A 17,856-nucleotide genomic window follows, 5' to 3' on the forward strand; every position below is an offset into this window, starting at 1 on the left:
CGGCATTAACCCGAAGGTCGCCTTTTGACGTGCAGAGCAAAAACTTACTTCAGTTCGTCAACCATGGTGGTGGCGCGGCCGATGTAGTTGCCCGGTGTCATGGCTTTCAGACGCACTTTCTCGTCTTCGGGTAATTCAAGTGAATCGATAAATGCCTGCATACCGGCAGCATCAACACGCTTGCCGCGTGTCAGCTCTTTCAGCTTCTCGTAAGGCTTTTCAATGCCGTAACGACGCATCACGGTCTGGATAGGTTCAGCCAGTACTTCCCAGTTGTGATCCAGTTCGTTCGCCAGATTCGCTTCGTTCACTTCAAGCTTGCTGACGCCTTTCATGGTTGCCTGATAAGCAATCAGTGCATAGCCCAGACCCACGCCGAGGTTGCGCAGTACAGTAGAATCCGTCAGGTCGCGCTGCCAGCGGGAAACCGGCAATTTGCTGGCCAGATGCTGCAATACCGCATTTGACAGACCGAGGTTGCCTTCGGAGTTTTCGAAGTCGATCGGGTTCACTTTGTGCGGCATGGTAGAAGAACCGATTTCGCCTGCAATAGTGCGCTGCTTGAAGTGGTTCAGGGCAATGTAACCCCAGATGTCGCGGTCGAAGTCGATCAGGATGGTATTGAAACGCGCCACGCAGTCAAACAGTTCGGCGATGTAGTCGTGTGGCTCGATCTGGGTAGTGTACGGATTCCAGGTAATGCCCAGAGAGGTAACGAACTCTTCACTGAACTGGTGCCAGTTCACTTCCGGATACGCCACGATGTGAGCATTGTAGTTGCCGACAGCACCGTTGATTTTGCCCAGGATTTCGACATTTTGCAGTTGCTTAAACTGACGATCCATACGGTAAGCGACGTTAGCCAGTTCTTTACCGATGGTGGATGGCGTAGCAGGCTGGCCGTGGGTACGGGACAGCAGCGGAATGTCGCGGTATTTGTGTGCCAGGTCTTTCACGGCATCAATAATCTGTTTCCAGTACGGCAGCACCACATCCTGACGTGCAGTTTGCAGCATCAGTGCGTGAGACAGGTTATTGATGTCTTCAGAAGTACAGGCGAAGTGAATGAATTCAGACACCGCATGCAGGGCAGGGAGCGTAGCCACTTTTTCTTTCAGGAAATACTCAACGGCTTTGACATCATGATTGGTGGTTTTTTCGATATCTTTAATGCGCTGTGCGTCATTAACATCAAAATTTGCCACAATCTGGTCGAGGAAAGCGTTTGCGTCGGCATCAAAAGCAGGAACTTCCTTGATTTCTGCACAGGCTGCCAGTTTTTGCAGCCAACGTACTTCAACCTGCACACGGAATTTCAGCAGGCCAAATTCGCTGAAAATAGTACGCAGCGCGCTGACTTTATCACCGTAGCGTCCATCAACGGGGGAAACGGCGGTCAGTGAGGATAATTCCATCGGTAGCAACTCCTGGGATCTTATTAACAATGAGCGAGAATATTCTTCGCCTGTTCAAACAAGCGATTACGGGAAAACATCAGTTGCAGGCGGCCACCGCCGACCTGGTGCCACAGCACCGCGGAGCGGATCCCGGCCAGTAAAATGGCGCGGACCTTTGCCTGCACTTGCGAATTTTGCAAAATTGCCGGTGAACCGGTCACCTGAATACGCGGACCGGCCGGGCTGACTACGTCGACATAAATCGAGGCCAGAGAGCTGATCATCGTTTCAGATTCCAGTTCGAAATGCGCCAGCTGACGGTCGAGCTGTCGATACGTTCACCGAGCTGATTCATGGCGGCTTTGTTGGCGTACAGCTTGCGCTCCAGCACCATCAGGCTTAACGCATAACGCGTTAACTCAGCGCCCGGCCCCTGGCGGTTCGCGTTCAGCACGCCCAGCAGCGTCTCAAGCCCCATCTTCAAATTGGCTTCATTATTACCGTAAACTGCCAGCGTCGAGGCCGGATTCATCTCCAGCAGGCTGCGCAGTGACACTGACATTTCTTGCTGTGAGCATTGGCCTTCATGTGCCAGTTGCTGAACCAGGCGTGCTGCCTGACAGATCCCCGCCAAAGCCAGCGTAATGTCGTAATAATTTTTAGCCACGTTTACTCCTGTAAGCGTTTTGAAACGATGAGACGCAGTGACAATGAAATAGCCCAAATTCATGGCGACAGATCATGCCATAAAACTGCCCCTAAACACAGTTCGGAATCAGTGCAGGGCGTCACAGTCGGGCAGAAATAAAGCGGGACGCCCGAAAGCGTCCCTTATTCAATCACATATTGACTCGATATCAGGCCTGAAGCGGCAGACGCTGTTCAATTACGCCCCCGCCGAGGCACACTTCCCCGAGATAAAACACCGCTGACTGACCCGGCGTGACGGCGGCAACGGGTGCATCGAAACGCACCTCGATGCGGTCGTCACCGAGCGGTGTCACTACGCACGGGATATCTTCCTGGCGGTAACGGGTTTTCACGGTGCAGGTGAGCGGGCCGGTCAGCGTTTTGCGATCCACCCAGTGCAACTGTTGGGCAATCAGACCGACATTCATCAGGCGCGGATGCTCGTGGCCCTGTGCGACGTAAAGAATGTTGTTTTCCACATCCTTCTCGACGGTGTACCACGGTTCTTCGCTGCCGTCTTTCTGCCCGCCGATGCCCAGACCTTTACGCTGACCGAGTGTGTGATACATCAGACCCTGATGTTGTCCCATCACCTGACCGTCAACGCTTTTGATCACGCCCGGTTGCGCCGGTAAATAGCGGCCCAGGAAATCACGGAATTTACGCTCACCAATAAAGCAGATGCCGGTAGAGTCTTTTTTCTTCGCGGTGATCAAATCCAGTTCTTCGGCGATGCGGCGAACTTCCGGTTTTTCCAGCTCACCGACCGGGAACAGGCTTTGTGCGACCTGTTCGTGACCGAGCGTGTAGAGGAAATAGCTCTGGTCTTTATTGCCATCAACGCCCCGCAGCAAATGGCTGACGCCATTGATATCCTGGCGGCGCACGTAGTGGCCGGTCGCGATATAATCCGCGCCCAGGTCTTCAGCCGCAAATTCCAGGAAGGCTTTGAATTTGATCTCTTTGTTGCACAGGATATCCGGGTTTGGCGTGCGTCCGGCTTTGTATTCCTCAAGGAATAATTCGAACACGTTGTCCCAATATTCCGCAGCGAAATTCACGGTGTGCAGTTCGATACCCAGCTTGTCACACACGGCCTGCGCATCCGCAAGGTCGGTGGCTGCTGTGCAATATTCTTCGTCATCATCCTCTTCCCAATTTTTCATGAAGAGGCCCTCGACCTGGTAACCCTGCTGTTGCAAAAGGTACGCAGAGACAGAGGAATCGACACCGCCGGACATCCCGACGATCACTTTTTTCTGGCTGTTGTCAGACATAATAGTCCCGAAACGCATGAATTAATTGCCCGGTACTGACGGTGTTTTTCTGAAGCTTGTCCCACGAGGATGAAGGCCGCGCGCAACTCATAGTTCACAGAAAACCCGAACACCACAGAAACCCGAACAGAGAGGTACTGCATTACACGAGGTAAATCGTGAAGCGCGAAATTTTATCACGTCGGGCCGTTGCTGCATCGCTGATTCACCGCGTGGCAACAACCGGGGGAGGGTGTTATTCCGGCAGGTTGAAATTATGCAGAATTTCCAGAGGATAGCGCGGCGATTGCTGATAACAGCGAATGCTTTCGGCCACCAGCGGCGAGCGCAATTGCGCAGAGCCGATAATTTCTTCGGCGCTGACCCAACGGCACTGGTCGATATCATCGTCCTGCGGCGCAGTTTCCAGCATTTCAGGCAAATCAATCACGAAAGCGAAACGCAGGAACGGCGTATCGTCCGGCGCCTGCCACTGATGTAAACCCAGGAAAAACTGCGGCTCGGCGTGGATGCCGGTTTCCTCATACAGCTCGCGTTTTGCGGCGCTGACTAAGGTCTCATTGGCTTCAAGATGTCCGGCAGGTTGATTCCAGGTGACTTTGCCGTGAATGGTTTCTTCGACAACCAGAAACTTTCCCTGTGCCTGAACGATGCAGGCGACAGTAACGTGCGGTTTAAACATGTGGAATTTCCTTCCATTGGCCGGGTTGTAAATCGCCGAGAGTAAACTCGCCCATGCTGTAACGGATCAGACGCAATGTCGGGAAACCGACATGAGCCGTCATGCGGCGCACCTGACGGTTTCTTCCCTCGTATAACGTGATTTTTAACCACGCTGTCGGGATAGATTTACGTTCGCGGATCGGCGGATTGCGCGCCCACAGCCATTCCGGCTCTGGCACAATCTCTGCACCTGCGGGCAGCGTCGGGCCGTCTTTCAACGTGATGCCTTCACGCAATGATTTCACTGCGGCGTCATCCGGTTCGCCCTCGACCTGGACATAGTAAATCTTACCGGTGCGCTTGCCGGGTTGGGTCAGCGCAGCCTGCAGTTTGCCATCGTTGGTCAACACCAGTAAACCTTCGCTGTCCCGATCCAGACGGCCTGCGGCATAAATATCTGTTAATGGAATGTAATCTTTAAGTGTCGCACGACCCGCCTCATCAGTGAATTGTGGCAGCACATCAAACGGTTTATTGAAAAGAATCACCTTTACTGGCCCTTTTGGGGCAGATTGTGCTTTAGACGGCCTTTTGCTGAAACGTTTAACGTTGTGATTTTTAAAAGATAGCGGGTTCATAGGCATTGAAGTTAGAGAGAATTAGCGCATTATACTTGAAAAATGTTTCGGATTGGCTAGCGAGAAATATTCGAGTAATATCGACCGGCATCTTACAAATTTTTAACAAAAATGCGCTCGAAGGAGAGGTTAATGGAAAGCAAAGTAGTTGTTCCGGCTGAAGGTAAAAAGATTACAGTAGACGCTCAGGGTAAACTGGTCATTCCTAATAATCCTGTTATCCCATTTATCGAAGGTGATGGCATCGGTGTTGATGTGACGCCTGCCATGATCAAAGTCGTTGATGCGGCTGTTCAGAAAGCCTACAAAGGTGAGCGTAAAATCTCCTGGATGGAAATCTACACCGGCGAAAAATCCGTAGAACTGTACGGCAAAGATGTCTGGTTGCCAGAAGAAACCCTCGATCTGATCCGTGATTACCGTGTTGCTATCAAAGGCCCACTGACAACTCCAGTTGGCGGCGGCATTCGCTCCCTGAACGTGGCACTTCGCCAGCAACTCGACCTGTACATCTGTCTGCGTCCGGTACGTTATTACACCGGCACACCAAGCCCGGTGAAACGTCCTGAAGATACCGACATGGTGATCTTCCGCGAGAACTCTGAAGATATCTACGCAGGTATCGAGTGGAAAGCCGGTTCTGCTGAAGCTGATAAAGTGATCAAGTTCCTGCAAGAAGAAATGGGCGTGAAGAAAATCCGTTTCCCACAAGAATGCGGTATTGGTATCAAACCTTGCTCCGAAGAAGGCACCAAACGTCTGGTTCGTGCGGCGATTGAATACACCATCACCAATGACCGTGATTCACTGACGCTGGTTCATAAAGGCAACATCATGAAGTTCACCGAAGGTGCCTTCAAGGATTGGGGCTACCAACTGGCGCGCGAAGAGTTCGGCGGTGAGCTGATCGACGGCGGCCCGTGGGTGAAAATCAAGAACCCGAATAACGGCAAAGACATCATCATTAAAGACGTGATTGCGGATGCATTCCTGCAACAAATCCTGCTGCGTCCTGCTGAATACGACGTTATCGCCTGTATGAACCTCAACGGTGACTACATTTCTGACGCTCTGGCGGCGCAGGTTGGCGGCATTGGTATCGCACCGGGCGCAAACATCGGTTCTGATTGTGCACTGTTCGAGGCCACTCACGGCACTGCACCGAAATATGCCGGTCAGGACAAAGTGAACCCGGGTTCAATCATTCTGTCCGCAGAAATGATGCTGCGTCATATGGAATGGTTCGAAGCCGCAGACCTGATCGTCAAAGGCATGGAAGGCGCAATCGCTGCCAAAACTGTGACTTACGATTTCGAACGTCTGATGGAAGGCGCTAAGCTGCGCAAATGTAGCGAGTTTGCCGACGACATGATCGCAAATATGTAATTGCGAAATTGTTGAAATCGACATCGGGGGCATCGCGCCCCCTTTGTTTTTCATCCCTTCAAAAATTCTTCTGCAAAATCCCTGTAAAATCTTCTGCAAACCCAGACTGAAAACGCCTGATTTAAATAGTCAGAACCACAAACCTTTCCTGCAGTCTTTGTCCGTGAAAACATGAGAGCTATTTGATTAATAATTTGGGCGATGATCCTGATAAATAATGAGAACAGCGTTATTAAGCTTTACATCGTCTTAAAAATATAAAATAGGAATACATGAGATTGTGAAAGGGCGTTTTCTCACATAGATTTAAAAAGTGTCATTCACCTCAAGGAACAACCATCATGTTTAAGCGTCGCACACTCCAGATTGCTCTGGCGGCGGTTATTTCTCTGACAGTGCTGTCAGCGCCCGTTTTTGCTAATCCCGGGAATGGGAATAGTAATGGTAACGGCAATAGCAACGGTAATAGCAATGGCAATAGCAATGGCAACGGCAACGGCCACGCCAATAAAGGTCAGGGAAATGGTAAATCATCTGAGCACTCCGGGAATCGCAAAAATTATGGTAAGCCAGACCATGTCTCGTCAGATATAAGCTTCTCACGTGCCCGTTCACTCGCAGTTAACTATGGATTAACCGGATATCAGGCTCTACCACCAGGAATCGCAAAAAATTTAATGCGTGGCAAACCATTGCCTCCGGGCATTGCCAGGAAAGCTGTTCCGGCCTCAATGCTGAACGAGTTGCCGTATTATCCTGGTTATGAATGGCGAGCTGTGGGGGATGATTTAGTTCTCATTGCCCTGAGTACTGCAATTGTCACTACGATTATCAATGGCGTATTTGATTAAAAATGACATAGCATTCTTTTAAGCCTCGCATTAGCGAGGCTTTTTATTTGAACTAATATGAAGATGACGATTAATGGTATCCCGAAAAAGGTCGCTGCTCAGGAATAACCAGAAACTTATTTCATCAGGGGATTCTGCGGCCCTGATGCTGTTTATTTAGCGGTCGCGACCTGCTGTTTTTTAGCTTGTGCTGCGAGATGATGCCCAATAGCGCATCCTGCCACCGCGCCGAGAACAGCGTGATGTTTCAGATGACCGACTACACCCCCCGCCACAGCCCCTTTGAGACATCCTTCTGCCTGAGCAAATGAACTCACTAACATCATGCTGAAAATGGCTGCACTCAACATCGTTTTTTTCAACTGAATTCTCCCAAATGAACACATAGTGCTGTGGCAGAAAATGTCATAACAGCCCCGGTTTGTCATTTTGCTATCTGTAAGCAGGTACTGCTGCTGTTACTTCTCAGATAAGAGAAACTGGTTGCCGACGGCCATGAGTGGCTTATCCCGGTTACATCTGCCGAGGCAGTTAACGGCTCATTGACCAAAGGTTTACTTTATATATAGAAGGCGAGGGACTGCACTTTTTTTAAGTCTGCTAAACTTATATTCAGTAACCGGCGGAGGTCTGCTTTCTCCGCTGTCTCCGGTTATTTTCCACCCGTGAAGAAGGATGCTGCTATGACGCATCAAGAGCAATTGCAGGCCCTGATGGTTCGCATTGACGCGCTGGAACAACGTGAAAGACAACTGACTTATGCTTCAAATGCTTATCAGGCGATTTTAACAACATTACTGGGAATACTGGATAAACCAACCCGTGACCGGGTGATCAGCATGGTCGATCAGGCTCATGATGTGGCATATGCCAGAGCTAATCTGGAGCAGAAAGGGAATATTCTGGGCGCTGATGATATCACCCAGCGCATTTTCTTATTTGCGCAGGGACGTGCGGCACAATCTAAGTAGCGACTGACGGATCATTGATAAGTAACTCGTTGCCTGAAAAGGCTGCGAGGTTTTGTTGTGTCGCACAATCAGCAACGCCGGTCGGCTTTGAGCATATTAATCGCTGCACCCAGCATAATACGGCGCTGGACCCCCGTCGCGCAGGCCAGTTGCTCGTCGAGATAATTAATCAGCGCATCGGCACTCAGAGGTTCTCCTCTGTGGCGCATCTTAATGACACCATCACCGATAATACGCGCGACTTCATCCCAGAGCGGTTGGATCTCACTTTCCGAGAATTTCATAACGGCTCCCGTTTGTGTGATTTACGTACAATCTATCATCTGGGCGGCGCGTGGCAAGTGGGTTAGAGGAAGAAGGGCGGTGCGTAGCATTTGAAAAGCCTCTCCTCAGGCAGTCACGCCGCAAGGAGAGGAAGGCAGCTTAATGCTTAATTACATACAAATCTTTGGTATAAATGTAATTGAGCAGGCTGTCGTTGAAACCACCAACATACGGTTTGACCAGACGGGCGCTGACGTAGTGATACAAAGGAATGACCGGCGACTGCTCGGTTAACACCTGTTCCGCCTGCTGATAGGCTTTGCCCACATCCGCTTTGTCCGTGGCTTTTAACGCATCATCCAGTGCCTTATCGTAGGCGGCATTGCTGAATTTTGGCGTGTTCTCGCTGTTACCCGTGCGCAGGGTATTCAGAAAAGTGGACGGCTCGTTATAGTCTGCAATCCACGCATAACGCACCACTTCATATGTGCCCTGATGCATGGTGTCCAGCATGGTTTTCCATTCCTGATTCTGTAAAACAGCATCGACGCCCAGATTCTTTTTCCACATTGATGCGGCGGCAATCGCAATGCGCTGATGCGCTTCAGAAGTGTTATACAGCAGGTTGAATTTCAGCGGATGGTTCGGACCGAAACCTGCTTCTGTCAGCAACTTTTTAGCTTCTTCGTTACGCTGTTCCTGTGTCAGGCTGGCCTCTTTAGGTTTGGCGAAAGTAAAACCGCCGGTGTTATCCGGAGAAAGATGCCAGGCTGGCGTTTGTCCCTGACCCATGACTTTATCGGCAATGATTGACTTATCAATCGCCAGATTCAGCGCTTTACGCACGCGAACATCGTTAAACGGTGGCTTCTGCGTGTTCATTGCATAGTAATAAACGGCCAGATAAGGGCTGACATGGACTTGCGAACCCAGCTCTTTTTTCAGCGATGCAAACAGCGGGGAAGGGACGGTATAAGTAATGTCGATTTCACCGGCTTTATAGCGGTTAACGTCCGCAGTCCCCGAAGCGATCGGTAAATAAGTGACTTTGTTGATGACAGTATGTGCGTTATCCCAATAATTCGGGTTGCGGACAGCCGTGATGCGTTCGTTAACCGTCCATGTATCAAGCTTAAACGGACCGCTGCTGATCAGATTGCCTGGCTGAGTCCACTTATCGCCGTATTTCTCTACCTCTGCCTGACTGATCGGGGAGAGAGAAGGGTGTGCCAGCATACCAAGGAAATAGGAAAGCGGTTGATCCAGGGTAATTTCCAGCGTCTGCTTATCCAGCGCTTTGATACCCAGTTGGTCAGCAGGCTTCTTGCCGCTGATGATGTCGCCGGCGTTCAGTACATGCATACTGCTAAGATAGGTTTCATAAGGTGAAGCCGTTTTCGGGTCTATAAGGCGTTGCCAGCTGAAAACGACATCCTGCGCGGTGATGGGCGAACCATCAGACCAGACGATTCCAGGGCGCAGATGGAAAACCCAGGTTTTGTTATCTTTAGTTTCCCAGTTCTCCGCCAGAGAAGGTTGCGCATTGCCTTTGTTATCTATAGTAATCAGTCCGGCAAAAAGATCGCTGAGGATATTGAATTCAACGTCGCTCTCCACTTTGTGCGGATCAAGTGACGCGGGTTCGCTACCGTTGTTGCGGACAATTTCCTGTTTGGCTGCCAGTTCAACACCTGCGGGAACGGTCGCAGCGTAGGTAGCAAAAGAAGCCATGAAAGAGCCGGAGAAAAGGAGTGCGAGAGGAATTTTTTTGAAGCACCCATAAGTTTTACGTATCGTCATTGCCATTTCCTGCCCTGTCAATATGGTTAAATATCAATGAGTAACAGGGTATTCATACCGTTCTTCGAACACTTTAGCAATCGTTATGGCATTTTTTGTCGCGCTGTGTGAATGCTGACACAAATGTTCAGTAGTCAACGTTCTCATGTGCAGGGATCCAGTAGCCGTCGATAAAATCTTCGATTGGGTAACAGCCAGCCTGGCGTAAACCTTGCTGATGCATCGCGACCATGCATTGTTTCTGAGTATTAAAGGCATCAACGACTAAGTCTTCACATCCTCCGCCCAGATAACAAATAGTCAAAACAAGTGCGAACATAGCGCATCTCCATTTTTGTCATCCTGTTAAGCATAGAACTATTATGCCCCTGGCAACATCCGACGCGGTGCGTTTGCTGCTTATTTGTCCGTCTTTATCGGACGAAAAAATGTGAAGTGGCAGAAAAGAGAATTTCAGGAAAGGGCGTGATATCCTCGCGGCCATAATTTTTATGAATGACCATTATGGAAGGAGCAGCTCATGTCTGAGTCTTTGAACAGAGAACAGGAAATCGAATCCGATCTGGTTGCATGCCAGCTGGTAATTAAACAAATTCTGGATGTGATTGAAATTATTGCGCCAGCAGAAGTGCGCGAGAAGATGTCTCATCAGTTGAAAAGCATTGATTTCAGCAAGCATCCTGCCGGTGCAGATCCTGTGACGAAGCGCGCTATCGAGAAAGCAATCTCACTGATCGAGCTGAAATTTACCAGGCACGACAGCTGATAAATAATTGTCATGCCTGCATCCGCGGGCATGACAATAATGTAGTGCGGTAAAATATTTGTTTTATTTGTTGTCGACCACTTCATCCACCCGCTTGAAAATCGGGCAGTTTGCAACACCGATGACGCCACTGTCAGAGTGAATATATTGCGAACTTACAATTCCTCTGGCGGTTAAGTACTGGCATTTCAGTCCCAGTCCTGCGGCATTCTCACTGCTGCCTACCGTCACGCCATAACCCGAAAAAAGAAAAATCGCGTAAATGACGGCCAGCAGGATAACGGTTTTAATTATTCCCATTCTGTAACTCCCTAAACATCTCGTCCTGAACGATTCAGGATATTGATAAGTATAGTAGAAGTTATTTTTCAGAAAATGTCACTGCAGCAGAATCCTAATCAGCAAAGTCGTGAAGATGCCAAAAAAATTGGCCCCTGAAAAGGGGCCAAAAAATTACTGAAGAGTGTTATTCAGACCGGCAAGTTACCAGCGGTATTTCATACCCAGGTTTGCTGCCCAAGGCTGGTCAACATCGCTGCCGCCAAGGTAGTTAGCCCCTGCGTAAACGGTGAAGTTTTTGCTCATGTCGAACTGACCGCCTAAACCAACGCGGACAGCAGAACCATCAACGCCGTTGTCGATACGGTCGCCATTGATGTTTGCATCGTTGTTAGCATCTTCATACACATACGCCAGTGTGCCGTACGGGCTAATTGCCTGATCTGCACCCAGGTCGAAGGTATAACCCAGATTACCACCCAGCTCATAACGCATGCTGTCATAAGCCTGATCGCTGACATGCATGTTGTTGCTCATGCTGTAATCGTCATCGCCGATAAACACGCCAGTAATGCTTGCGTATGGTGTCAAATAAGCCTGAGGAGCGAATTTCCAGTCATAACCCAGTTTCAGACCAAAGCCCCATGCATCAGTCGAGTTATCACCTGATACTTGCTGACCGTTGCTCATGGTGCTTTCTGTTGAGTTGCTGAAGTGGCTGTAGCTCAGAGAAGTATCGAAGAATGCGCCATTATTGAAGTCCAGGCTTGAGTAAACGCGTGCTGACTGGCTGTCAGTATCCGCATCGGCATCATCCATAGACAGGCTGGATTTTGCGAAACTTGCCGCCATACCGACCAGCCACTGGCGTTCACCGCCACCTTCGGTCACTTTATCCAAACCCACCATGATGCCATTAACGTCCTGATCGTAATCAATCACGCCGTTGTCACCGTTTTGCTGACCGCCGAAGTAGTTAACCCACACACCGCCTTTATCATTGCCCTGGGTGTGACGCGAACTATTCATGCGGTTTTCTAAGGTGTCTTGTTCCATATGCCATGTTGCCGCATTGGAAGAAGGCAGGCTCAGGGCCGCATTTGCAGTAGAGGTAATGCCTTGTTTTGCCAGCACGACAGTATCGCCGTACTGCTCAGCCTGATATTTATAAGCACCCAGATCAGCGGTGTTAGCATGGTTAAAGGTCGCATTGCCGCCGTAGATGCGGATCAGCTCTTTATTCTGATAATCAGCAACCTGGCCTTCACCTGTCGCGTTATCGATGCGTACCTGATAATTACCGTTGGTCACGCCATTAACGGCCAGATGACCGTCTGAGTTAATGCCGATAGTGCCCTGATCATAAACATAGTCAGCGGCAGTTTTGTCGCGTGCGTTGTTCAAATCAGAGTTGAGAACATATTCACGGCTACCGATATCGAAAGTACCGTTATCGGTCAGAACCATGTTATGTGTATCAACCTGACCTAAACCTAAGTTCAGCTCAGAACCGCTGCCCACAATGATGGTGTTGGCGTAGAGAGACGCAGTTTCTTCGGTCAATGATGCCTGGCTGCCTGAGTTCAGGTTCAACACATCGGTTTTAACGCCGCCGTGCGCGGCAATTTTCAGGGTTGATGCATTGGTGAGGGAGATGTGATCTGCCAGCAGGGCAGATTCAACAACATTCACCTGAGACCGGTTGTTAACAGTCAGATCGTCAATGTTGGATGATTTGGTGGTGTCCCACTCGGAACCGTTGTTTAGCGTGACATTAAACAATCCGCTTTGATAAACGTCATCGCCAACCAGATAGCCATTGGTACTGCTGAAGACAGAGTAAGGCCAGATGCTGTTGGTGCTGCGGTTATAGAGGGCTGAATCCATCTGAACATTTGAGATAGCTGCGCCAACCCATTTGCTGCCATTATCCAGCGTCAGATTCAGTTCGTCTGTATCATCCCAGCCATTGGTATCCAGCACGCCATCCGCATTGCTGTCATGACCGCCGACGTAATAGTTCTCGTCGAAGGTGCTGACAAAAGCGACGTCACCGGTAATGGTTGAATTATTGAATACGGCATGGGTTTTCATTGCGTTATCTGCGGTGGCACTGGCAACAACAGATAACGCGATATCGTCAGCCTGAGTACCGGCAGCGCTGATATTACCGTAATCGCTTGGCTTATCAGACTGGCCGTAGAAACCGCTGGTCTGCAATTCTGTATAAGAACCTGAAGTCAGCACGGAATCATTAACTGTCAGGGTATTATCAAAAGTATTGCCATTATTTACGTCAGTATCAACCCATTCGTAGCCTTGCGTCAGCGCAATGCCCGCGACGTGAGAGTTATTTTTAATAACGATGTCACTTTCCTGATCCAATGTCACCGCAACGCCCTTGTCAAAGGTGTTCAGGGTTTCATGATCCCGAACGTTGTTAGCATCAGTAACGTCGTAATCGAAGTGTTCGTAAGTATCGTTAATGGTGGAGTTATCAATAGTCAGCTGCAAAGGTGACTGATCATATTCATTACGGGTTGTACCGCAATCGCTCGTCATGCACTCAGAAGTGATCATGCCGTTGACAGTAGTATTGGTGATATTCAGCGTGTTGCTGTTATTGCTATCAAAACCGAGATAATGAGTGGAAATAACGCCGTTAACCACAGCGTTATTGATTGAAGAGTAGATGTCTCCGCCAACGTAACCGTTATCTGCGCCGTCGTTATCCACATATCCACGATAGCCGATATGACCCGCCAGAGTGGAGTCATGATAGAACGTATCGTATACGGTGCCAGAAATATCAGCTGATATTGCGGCAGGTGCTGTTACTGCAACAGCGCAGGCCAGCGCTATTTTAGAAACGAAGAACTTTTTATTCCATGCATGCATTTATTAATCCCTCAACAAAAAATAGTCAGCATGAATCAGCTGAAATTAATTCAGCCACTATGCTTTCATTTATATAACCGAAGAGACAGAAGAACTGTTCGACGGCGGGATGATATTTTAATGGGTGGTATAATTCAACAAAGAAGTTCCTGAGAGTACTCACTAAAATTAAATTATTTTAACGGCGGGAGTAATATTATTGGATTTATTTGGCAACCATAATGAAAGTAATTTCTTTAACGGTTTCTGAATAATACTTATAAAGTCATTATATAATTTTACTGCTATTAGGCTTGCGTTCCTCCGGCCTTGTGGATATAACGCAAGGCGTAATCCCGCTTATCTTGTCAGCACCCGAAACAGGAGTCAGGTTTCTGTCATGAGCCTTGCGAGAATTAATGCATTATTTCACGTTCTGTTCCTTTCTTAATAAACAGGGTTATGGTTTTTATTAAAATGTCTATTTTATAGAAATTATTGTATGAGAGTTATCAGAAATGCAGCGGAGTAAACATTACTTTGCTTGACCAGGATCAAACAAGCATTACCTGCTATTTATAGATAAAGTTTATACATTTTATTGTTTGATTTACGTAGGTGATTATTACACGTTGTATCACGTGTAAAAGCCGTACTTTCGTTATATCGTTGTTTAGGATATTCGTCGTACTATGTCCTTCTGTTCAGTCAAATGCCGGACGTCGCCTTTGAGCCCTGATAGACGCTTTTTAAACCAAAAGAGACCTGCCATTAAATTGAAAAAGCCTGTTTTCAATGTCCGAAGGATCATTACGTTCGTTCTTTTTCTGCTCATCTGCATCGGCCTGTATCTGCTGGCGTTAAACAGTTACTGTGATCAGGGGGGCAACTTTGATCTGGGCGTATGTGCCATCACCTCATTCATTCCTTTTTAGCGGATGCCTGCCTGAATGTCTTTTTGCTCAATGCTTGCGCTGATTGCGGGGGAGTAAGAAAACCCTGTTTTTTTGCGAATAGCTTCCCTGGCCTGTCGGGGATGGTAAGATGAACGCTCTGAACATTCAGTGGTAGGGTAGTCAATGTTTGATTTCGCAATGGGCCAAAACAGCCTGGCCTCATTGGTGCTGTGTGCACTTTCAGCACTGTTATTTCTGTTGGTATGGTTTTTCGTTAGCCGTGCCAGTGTCAGGGCAAATGAACAGATTGCTCTGTTACAGGAGATCGCTGAGCAGCAACGCCAGCAGACCGAATTACTTAAAATTCTGGCTGCACAGGCAAAGGGCAATGTGTCTTCTGTTGAGGCAGACGATGACTCTGCGCTCAGCCTGCGTGGTTTTATTCCTGAAAGATAATGTTGTTTTGTTAACCCGCCTTCCGGCGGGTTTTTCGTTGATACGCGGCGTGCATATCTTTCCTTCTCTTCCTCTCTGATCTTCCTTCATAAAACTGTCTTATTCCTCCGGTAGTCTCCACGCATGTGCCTTGCAGGATGGAATAACTGATGATCAAATGGTCTGAAGAAAACGACAGTGAAGTGAACCACAACATAGCCTTACTGACCGGAGAGGAACCTGAGAAGTGGTATCCCTATGGCGGAATGAAAGGCAAAGATTATTGCAACAACCCCTCCGATGCGTGGCCGATCATTTGCGCCAACAAAATCAGCATTAATTTTAAAGAGTTGCAAAGCAATCCTCTCTGGCTTGCTGAAATCAGCAGTCCTCAAGGCCAATGGCAGGCGCAAAGCAAACGTCCCCTTCGTGCCGCTATGGTATGTTTCCTGCTTAGTAAGACTTGCGTATAAACAAAAGCGCAGAGATACTCAGATAGTGACAAAGTTTTGCAAAGAAGTGATTCGAATAAGCGTCGCATAAAGCGATGCGTATCAAGTGATTAATGTTTCCTCATTTTGACAGTTGTGTCTAAGGCGGAGTCCATTATGAAGCGCATCATTAAAGGTGATAAAACTCTCTCCCATCTGGTGGTTGCTCATGCAGCTATCGACAGTCATGAAAAAGCCTACGGCAAACGCCGGCAGGGCTGGCCTTCCACCTATCTCATCAAATATAAAGATGCGCGTGTTGCGGTCGAAGTTGTGACCCGCAGACAATCCTATGTTGCCACCCTCATGATCGGTGCCAGAAATCTCACCAAACTTTGTGGTATGCCTGCCTGATAATCGGGAAGTATTCCTGTAACTTCAAACCGTGCCGGAGATATCCGCCACGGTTTTTCGTTATACAGGCTTTCTCATCAGATAACGCTGCCGGAGGTTACCCCGCTGAAAAGGCCGTTTCATAACAGATAGCATCAGTGCGATGACATCGAGGATCAACAGCAATGTTCCGGTGATGACTAACGCCGTCAGCCCCAGCAGGGCGAGAAGGAAAATCTTTACTGAGGTCGGAACGGTCATCCGGCGAAAGCGGGAACGCAGCCATAAACGTCCATATTGTGCCTGGATCTGCATAATATGGGTCAGCCTTGACGCAAAGGTTTTGCGGTCTTTTGTTGTGTTCCTGATCATAAATAATCTCCTTTTTGAACATCATCAGTTAAACATGAAGTTATTAAGATTTTCTTAACCTCACGTAGTGGCTGAACTGCCACATAATTTTTCACTTTCGATCTGTAGTGCGCTCAATAAGTATGCTAATTAATCTGCATCATGGCTTTACGCTGCCGCCGATAAAATAGTGATCTCATGGAGCCTTATGTCAGGTAAAAATCCCTTTTACGACCCGTCAAAAACACATCACACACCGGATGGTTTTACCAATGCCGAACCCCATGACCGGCTGGAGGGTGATCTCAAGCGCTGGAGGAAAGAGCGCAAGGAACTTCGCCTGCCTGCGCCTCCGGCGAAAGGTTACGAACATTTTGTCAGCCAGTGGTGGCAGGCTGCCGACTTCAGCGGGTCTGATGATCGTTTATGGTTTTTAGGACATGCCTGTTTATTGCTGCGTGTTGCCGGGCGCTATATCCTGATGGATCCTGCATTGTCTCATCGTGCTTCGCCATTCAGTTTCTACGGGCCTGAGCGAAAAACGCCGGTTGCTGTGACGGTAGAAGAACTTCCACCGATTGATGTTGTTCTGTTATCCCACAATCATTATGACCATCTCGACAGCGCGACGGTCCGCAAGCTATTGCGACGTTTCCCGGAAGTGCAATTTATGGTGCCTTTGGGCATAAAGCGTTGGCTGGAGCGGCGCGGGGCACGATACATCGAGGAACTCGACTGGTGGGATGAGCAGCAGTTTGGTGAGCTGAAGTTTTCAGCTGTGCCGGCGCGCCACTGGAGTATGCGGACATTATGGGATCGAAACCGGTCTCTCTGGTGTGGATGGGTGGTCAGCCATCCCGGTTTGCGGTTCTTTTTTTCCGGCGACAGCGGGTACAGCAATCAGTTTGAAATAATTGGACAACGTCTGGGACCTTTCGATTTAGCCGCAATTCCTGTCGGCGCCTATGCACCAAGATGGTTCATGCGTGCGCAACATATGGACCCTCAACAGGCTGTGGCTGTGTTTACTGAGCTGTGTTGTAAAAAGGCGGTTCCCATTCATTGGGGGGTTTTTGAATTAGCCGATGAATCACTGGATCAGCCACTGATTGAATTAGCGGAAGCCATAAGTCAAAGTGAATCGCCTGAAATGGAATTTAAACCATTAAAAATTGGCGCAAGCATTTCTAAAGATTGAATATCATTTCCACCGGTATTGGGAATATATAAGTAGCTACTTCACCTATGAAATGAGAAGTATTATCAGTTGGGTGACATTTTTTATAACACTTACACTTCGTGTGTGTTATGTGAATGTTAATTATTAGGTCAGATAGATTAATTACCTGCTCAATTCATCTTTATCAAAACAGAATGTTTTTTGTAAGCGCGGAGAGACTTCTTTTTGTCAGAAAAAATGGATTTTTTTGTTGCTAAACAGGGCATTGAACTGCGCTTCGCCTGCCTGCAACGCAGGCGGGTTGTCTGTCA

Annotated in this window: 20 protein-coding genes and 1 pseudogene; 9 read left to right on the forward strand and 12 right to left on the reverse strand. The window is 48.5% G+C overall.

From position 1 onward, the window contains the following. Positions 1-44: 44 nt before the first annotated feature. From purB to rluE, 5 genes and pseudogenes are all read right to left on the reverse strand, one after another. A complete protein-coding gene (gene purB / locus UC14_RS21725) occupies positions 45-1,415 on the reverse strand; it encodes an adenylosuccinate lyase (protein ID WP_013576215.1) in 1,371 nt (456 codons plus the stop codon). A 23-nt stretch (positions 1,416-1,438) separates the two neighbouring features. Continuing rightward, a pseudogene (gene hflD / locus UC14_RS21730) lies at positions 1,439-2,064 on the reverse strand (high frequency lysogenization protein HflD). 190 nt (positions 2,065-2,254) lie between these two features. Then, positions 2,255-3,364 carry a tRNA 2-thiouridine(34) synthase MnmA gene (gene mnmA / locus UC14_RS21735; RefSeq protein WP_112198431.1) on the reverse strand — a complete coding sequence of 370 codons (1,110 nt, stop codon included), beginning with the start codon at positions 3,362-3,364 and terminating at the stop codon, positions 2,255-2,257. Between the two features lie 235 nt (positions 3,365-3,599). Further along, entirely contained in the window at positions 3,600-4,046 is a 447-nt protein-coding gene (locus UC14_RS21740; protein ID WP_013576212.1) for an NUDIX hydrolase, read from the reverse strand. Continuing rightward, positions 4,039-4,665, reverse strand: coding sequence for a 23S rRNA pseudouridine(2457) synthase RluE (gene rluE, locus UC14_RS21745; protein WP_037037377.1), 627 nt, complete (start codon positions 4,663-4,665; stop codon positions 4,039-4,041). The genes UC14_RS21740 and rluE overlap by 8 nt, the downstream gene beginning before the upstream one ends. 132 nt (positions 4,666-4,797) lie before the next feature. Between rluE and icd the strand changes: the two genes are divergently transcribed. Both icd and UC14_RS21760 read left to right on the forward strand, forming a co-directional pair. Beyond that, positions 4,798-6,051, forward strand: coding sequence for an NADP-dependent isocitrate dehydrogenase (icd, locus tag UC14_RS21755; protein WP_013576210.1), 1,254 nt, complete (start codon positions 4,798-4,800; stop codon positions 6,049-6,051). Between the two features lie 341 nt (positions 6,052-6,392). Further along, positions 6,393-6,902 carry an anti-virulence regulator CigR family protein gene (locus UC14_RS21760; protein ID WP_013576209.1) on the forward strand — a complete coding sequence of 170 codons (510 nt, stop codon included), beginning with the start codon at positions 6,393-6,395 and terminating at the stop codon, positions 6,900-6,902. A 152-nt stretch (positions 6,903-7,054) separates the two neighbouring features. Here UC14_RS21760 and UC14_RS21765 read toward each other — a convergent pair whose 3' ends face one another. Continuing rightward, positions 7,055-7,252, reverse strand: coding sequence for a hypothetical protein (locus tag UC14_RS21765; protein WP_041673231.1), 198 nt, complete (start codon positions 7,250-7,252; stop codon positions 7,055-7,057). A gap of 333 nt (positions 7,253-7,585) precedes the next feature. Here UC14_RS21765 and UC14_RS21770 point away from each other — a divergent pair, with 333 nt between their 5' ends. Next, entirely contained in the window at positions 7,586-7,873 is a 288-nt protein-coding gene (locus UC14_RS21770) for a hypothetical protein (RefSeq protein WP_013576208.1), read from the forward strand. A 68-nt stretch (positions 7,874-7,941) separates the two neighbouring features. Here the strand turns inward: UC14_RS21770 and UC14_RS21775 are convergent, their stop codons facing one another. The 3 genes from UC14_RS21775 to UC14_RS21785 all read right to left on the reverse strand — a co-directional run bounded on the left by UC14_RS21775 (position 7,942) and on the right by UC14_RS21785 (position 10,256). Beyond that, positions 7,942-8,157 (reverse strand): hypothetical protein, encoded by a 216-nt coding sequence (locus tag UC14_RS21775; protein ID WP_013576207.1) that lies wholly within the window; start codon positions 8,155-8,157, stop codon positions 7,942-7,944. A gap of 139 nt (positions 8,158-8,296) precedes the next feature. Continuing rightward, on the reverse strand, positions 8,297-9,937 hold the full coding sequence (locus tag UC14_RS21780) for an ABC transporter substrate-binding protein (protein ID WP_112198419.1): 1,641 nt from the start codon (positions 9,935-9,937) through the stop codon (positions 8,297-8,299). Positions 9,938-10,064: 127 nt separating this feature from the next. Next, positions 10,065-10,256 (reverse strand): YebW family protein, encoded by a 192-nt coding sequence (locus UC14_RS21785; protein ID WP_037037388.1) that lies wholly within the window; start codon positions 10,254-10,256, stop codon positions 10,065-10,067. 201 nt (positions 10,257-10,457) lie between these two features. On the opposite strand from UC14_RS21785, the gene UC14_RS21790 reads away from it, so the two are divergent. After that, positions 10,458-10,703, forward strand: a complete 246-nt coding sequence (locus UC14_RS21790) for a DUF2766 family protein (protein ID WP_013576204.1) — start codon at positions 10,458-10,460, stop codon at positions 10,701-10,703. Between the two features lie 63 nt (positions 10,704-10,766). Here the strand turns inward: UC14_RS21790 and UC14_RS21795 are convergent, their stop codons facing one another. Together UC14_RS21795 and UC14_RS21800 are read right to left on the reverse strand one after the other, a co-directional pair. Continuing rightward, entirely contained in the window at positions 10,767-11,003 is a 237-nt protein-coding gene (locus UC14_RS21795) for a YobH family protein (RefSeq protein WP_013576203.1), read from the reverse strand. 183 nt (positions 11,004-11,186) lie between these two features. Further along, the gene (locus tag UC14_RS21800) at positions 11,187-13,880 is read right to left on the reverse strand and encodes an autotransporter outer membrane beta-barrel domain-containing protein (RefSeq protein WP_112198420.1); all 2,694 of its coding nucleotides are present in this window, start codon (positions 13,878-13,880) and stop codon (positions 11,187-11,189) included. Positions 13,881-14,551: 671 nt separating this feature from the next. Between UC14_RS21800 and UC14_RS21805 the strand changes: the two genes are divergently transcribed. The 4 genes from UC14_RS21805 to UC14_RS21820 all read left to right on the forward strand — a co-directional run bounded on the left by UC14_RS21805 (position 14,552) and on the right by UC14_RS21820 (position 16,035). Then, positions 14,552-14,794, forward strand: coding sequence for a PhoP/PhoQ regulator MgrB (locus UC14_RS21805; protein WP_081481100.1), 243 nt, complete (start codon positions 14,552-14,554; stop codon positions 14,792-14,794). 144 nt (positions 14,795-14,938) lie between these two features. Next, a complete protein-coding gene (locus UC14_RS21810; protein WP_013576201.1) occupies positions 14,939-15,211 on the forward strand; it encodes a YebO family protein in 273 nt (90 codons plus the stop codon). A 149-nt stretch (positions 15,212-15,360) separates the two neighbouring features. Then, complete coding sequence (locus UC14_RS21815; RefSeq protein WP_013576200.1) at positions 15,361-15,663, forward strand: phage protein NinX family protein; 303 nt, start codon at positions 15,361-15,363, stop codon at positions 15,661-15,663. Positions 15,664-15,798: 135 nt separating this feature from the next. Continuing rightward, on the forward strand, positions 15,799-16,035 hold the full coding sequence (locus UC14_RS21820; protein ID WP_013576199.1) for a DUF4060 family protein: 237 nt from the start codon (positions 15,799-15,801) through the stop codon (positions 16,033-16,035). A gap of 60 nt (positions 16,036-16,095) precedes the next feature. On the opposite strand, the gene UC14_RS21825 is transcribed toward UC14_RS21820, so the two are convergent. Then, a complete protein-coding gene (locus UC14_RS21825) occupies positions 16,096-16,386 on the reverse strand; it encodes a hypothetical protein (RefSeq protein WP_112198421.1) in 291 nt (96 codons plus the stop codon). Positions 16,387-16,573: 187 nt separating this feature from the next. Between UC14_RS21825 and UC14_RS21830 the strand changes: the two genes are divergently transcribed. Then, entirely contained in the window at positions 16,574-17,563 is a 990-nt protein-coding gene (locus UC14_RS21830; protein WP_112198422.1) for an MBL fold metallo-hydrolase, read from the forward strand. The last annotated feature ends 293 nt before the right edge of the window (positions 17,564-17,856 follow it).

Origin of the sequence: Rahnella sp. NRRL B-41462, assembly GCF_003263525.1 — a bacterium.
GTDB classification, from domain to species: Bacteria; Pseudomonadota; Gammaproteobacteria; order Enterobacterales; family Enterobacteriaceae; genus Rahnella; species Rahnella aceris.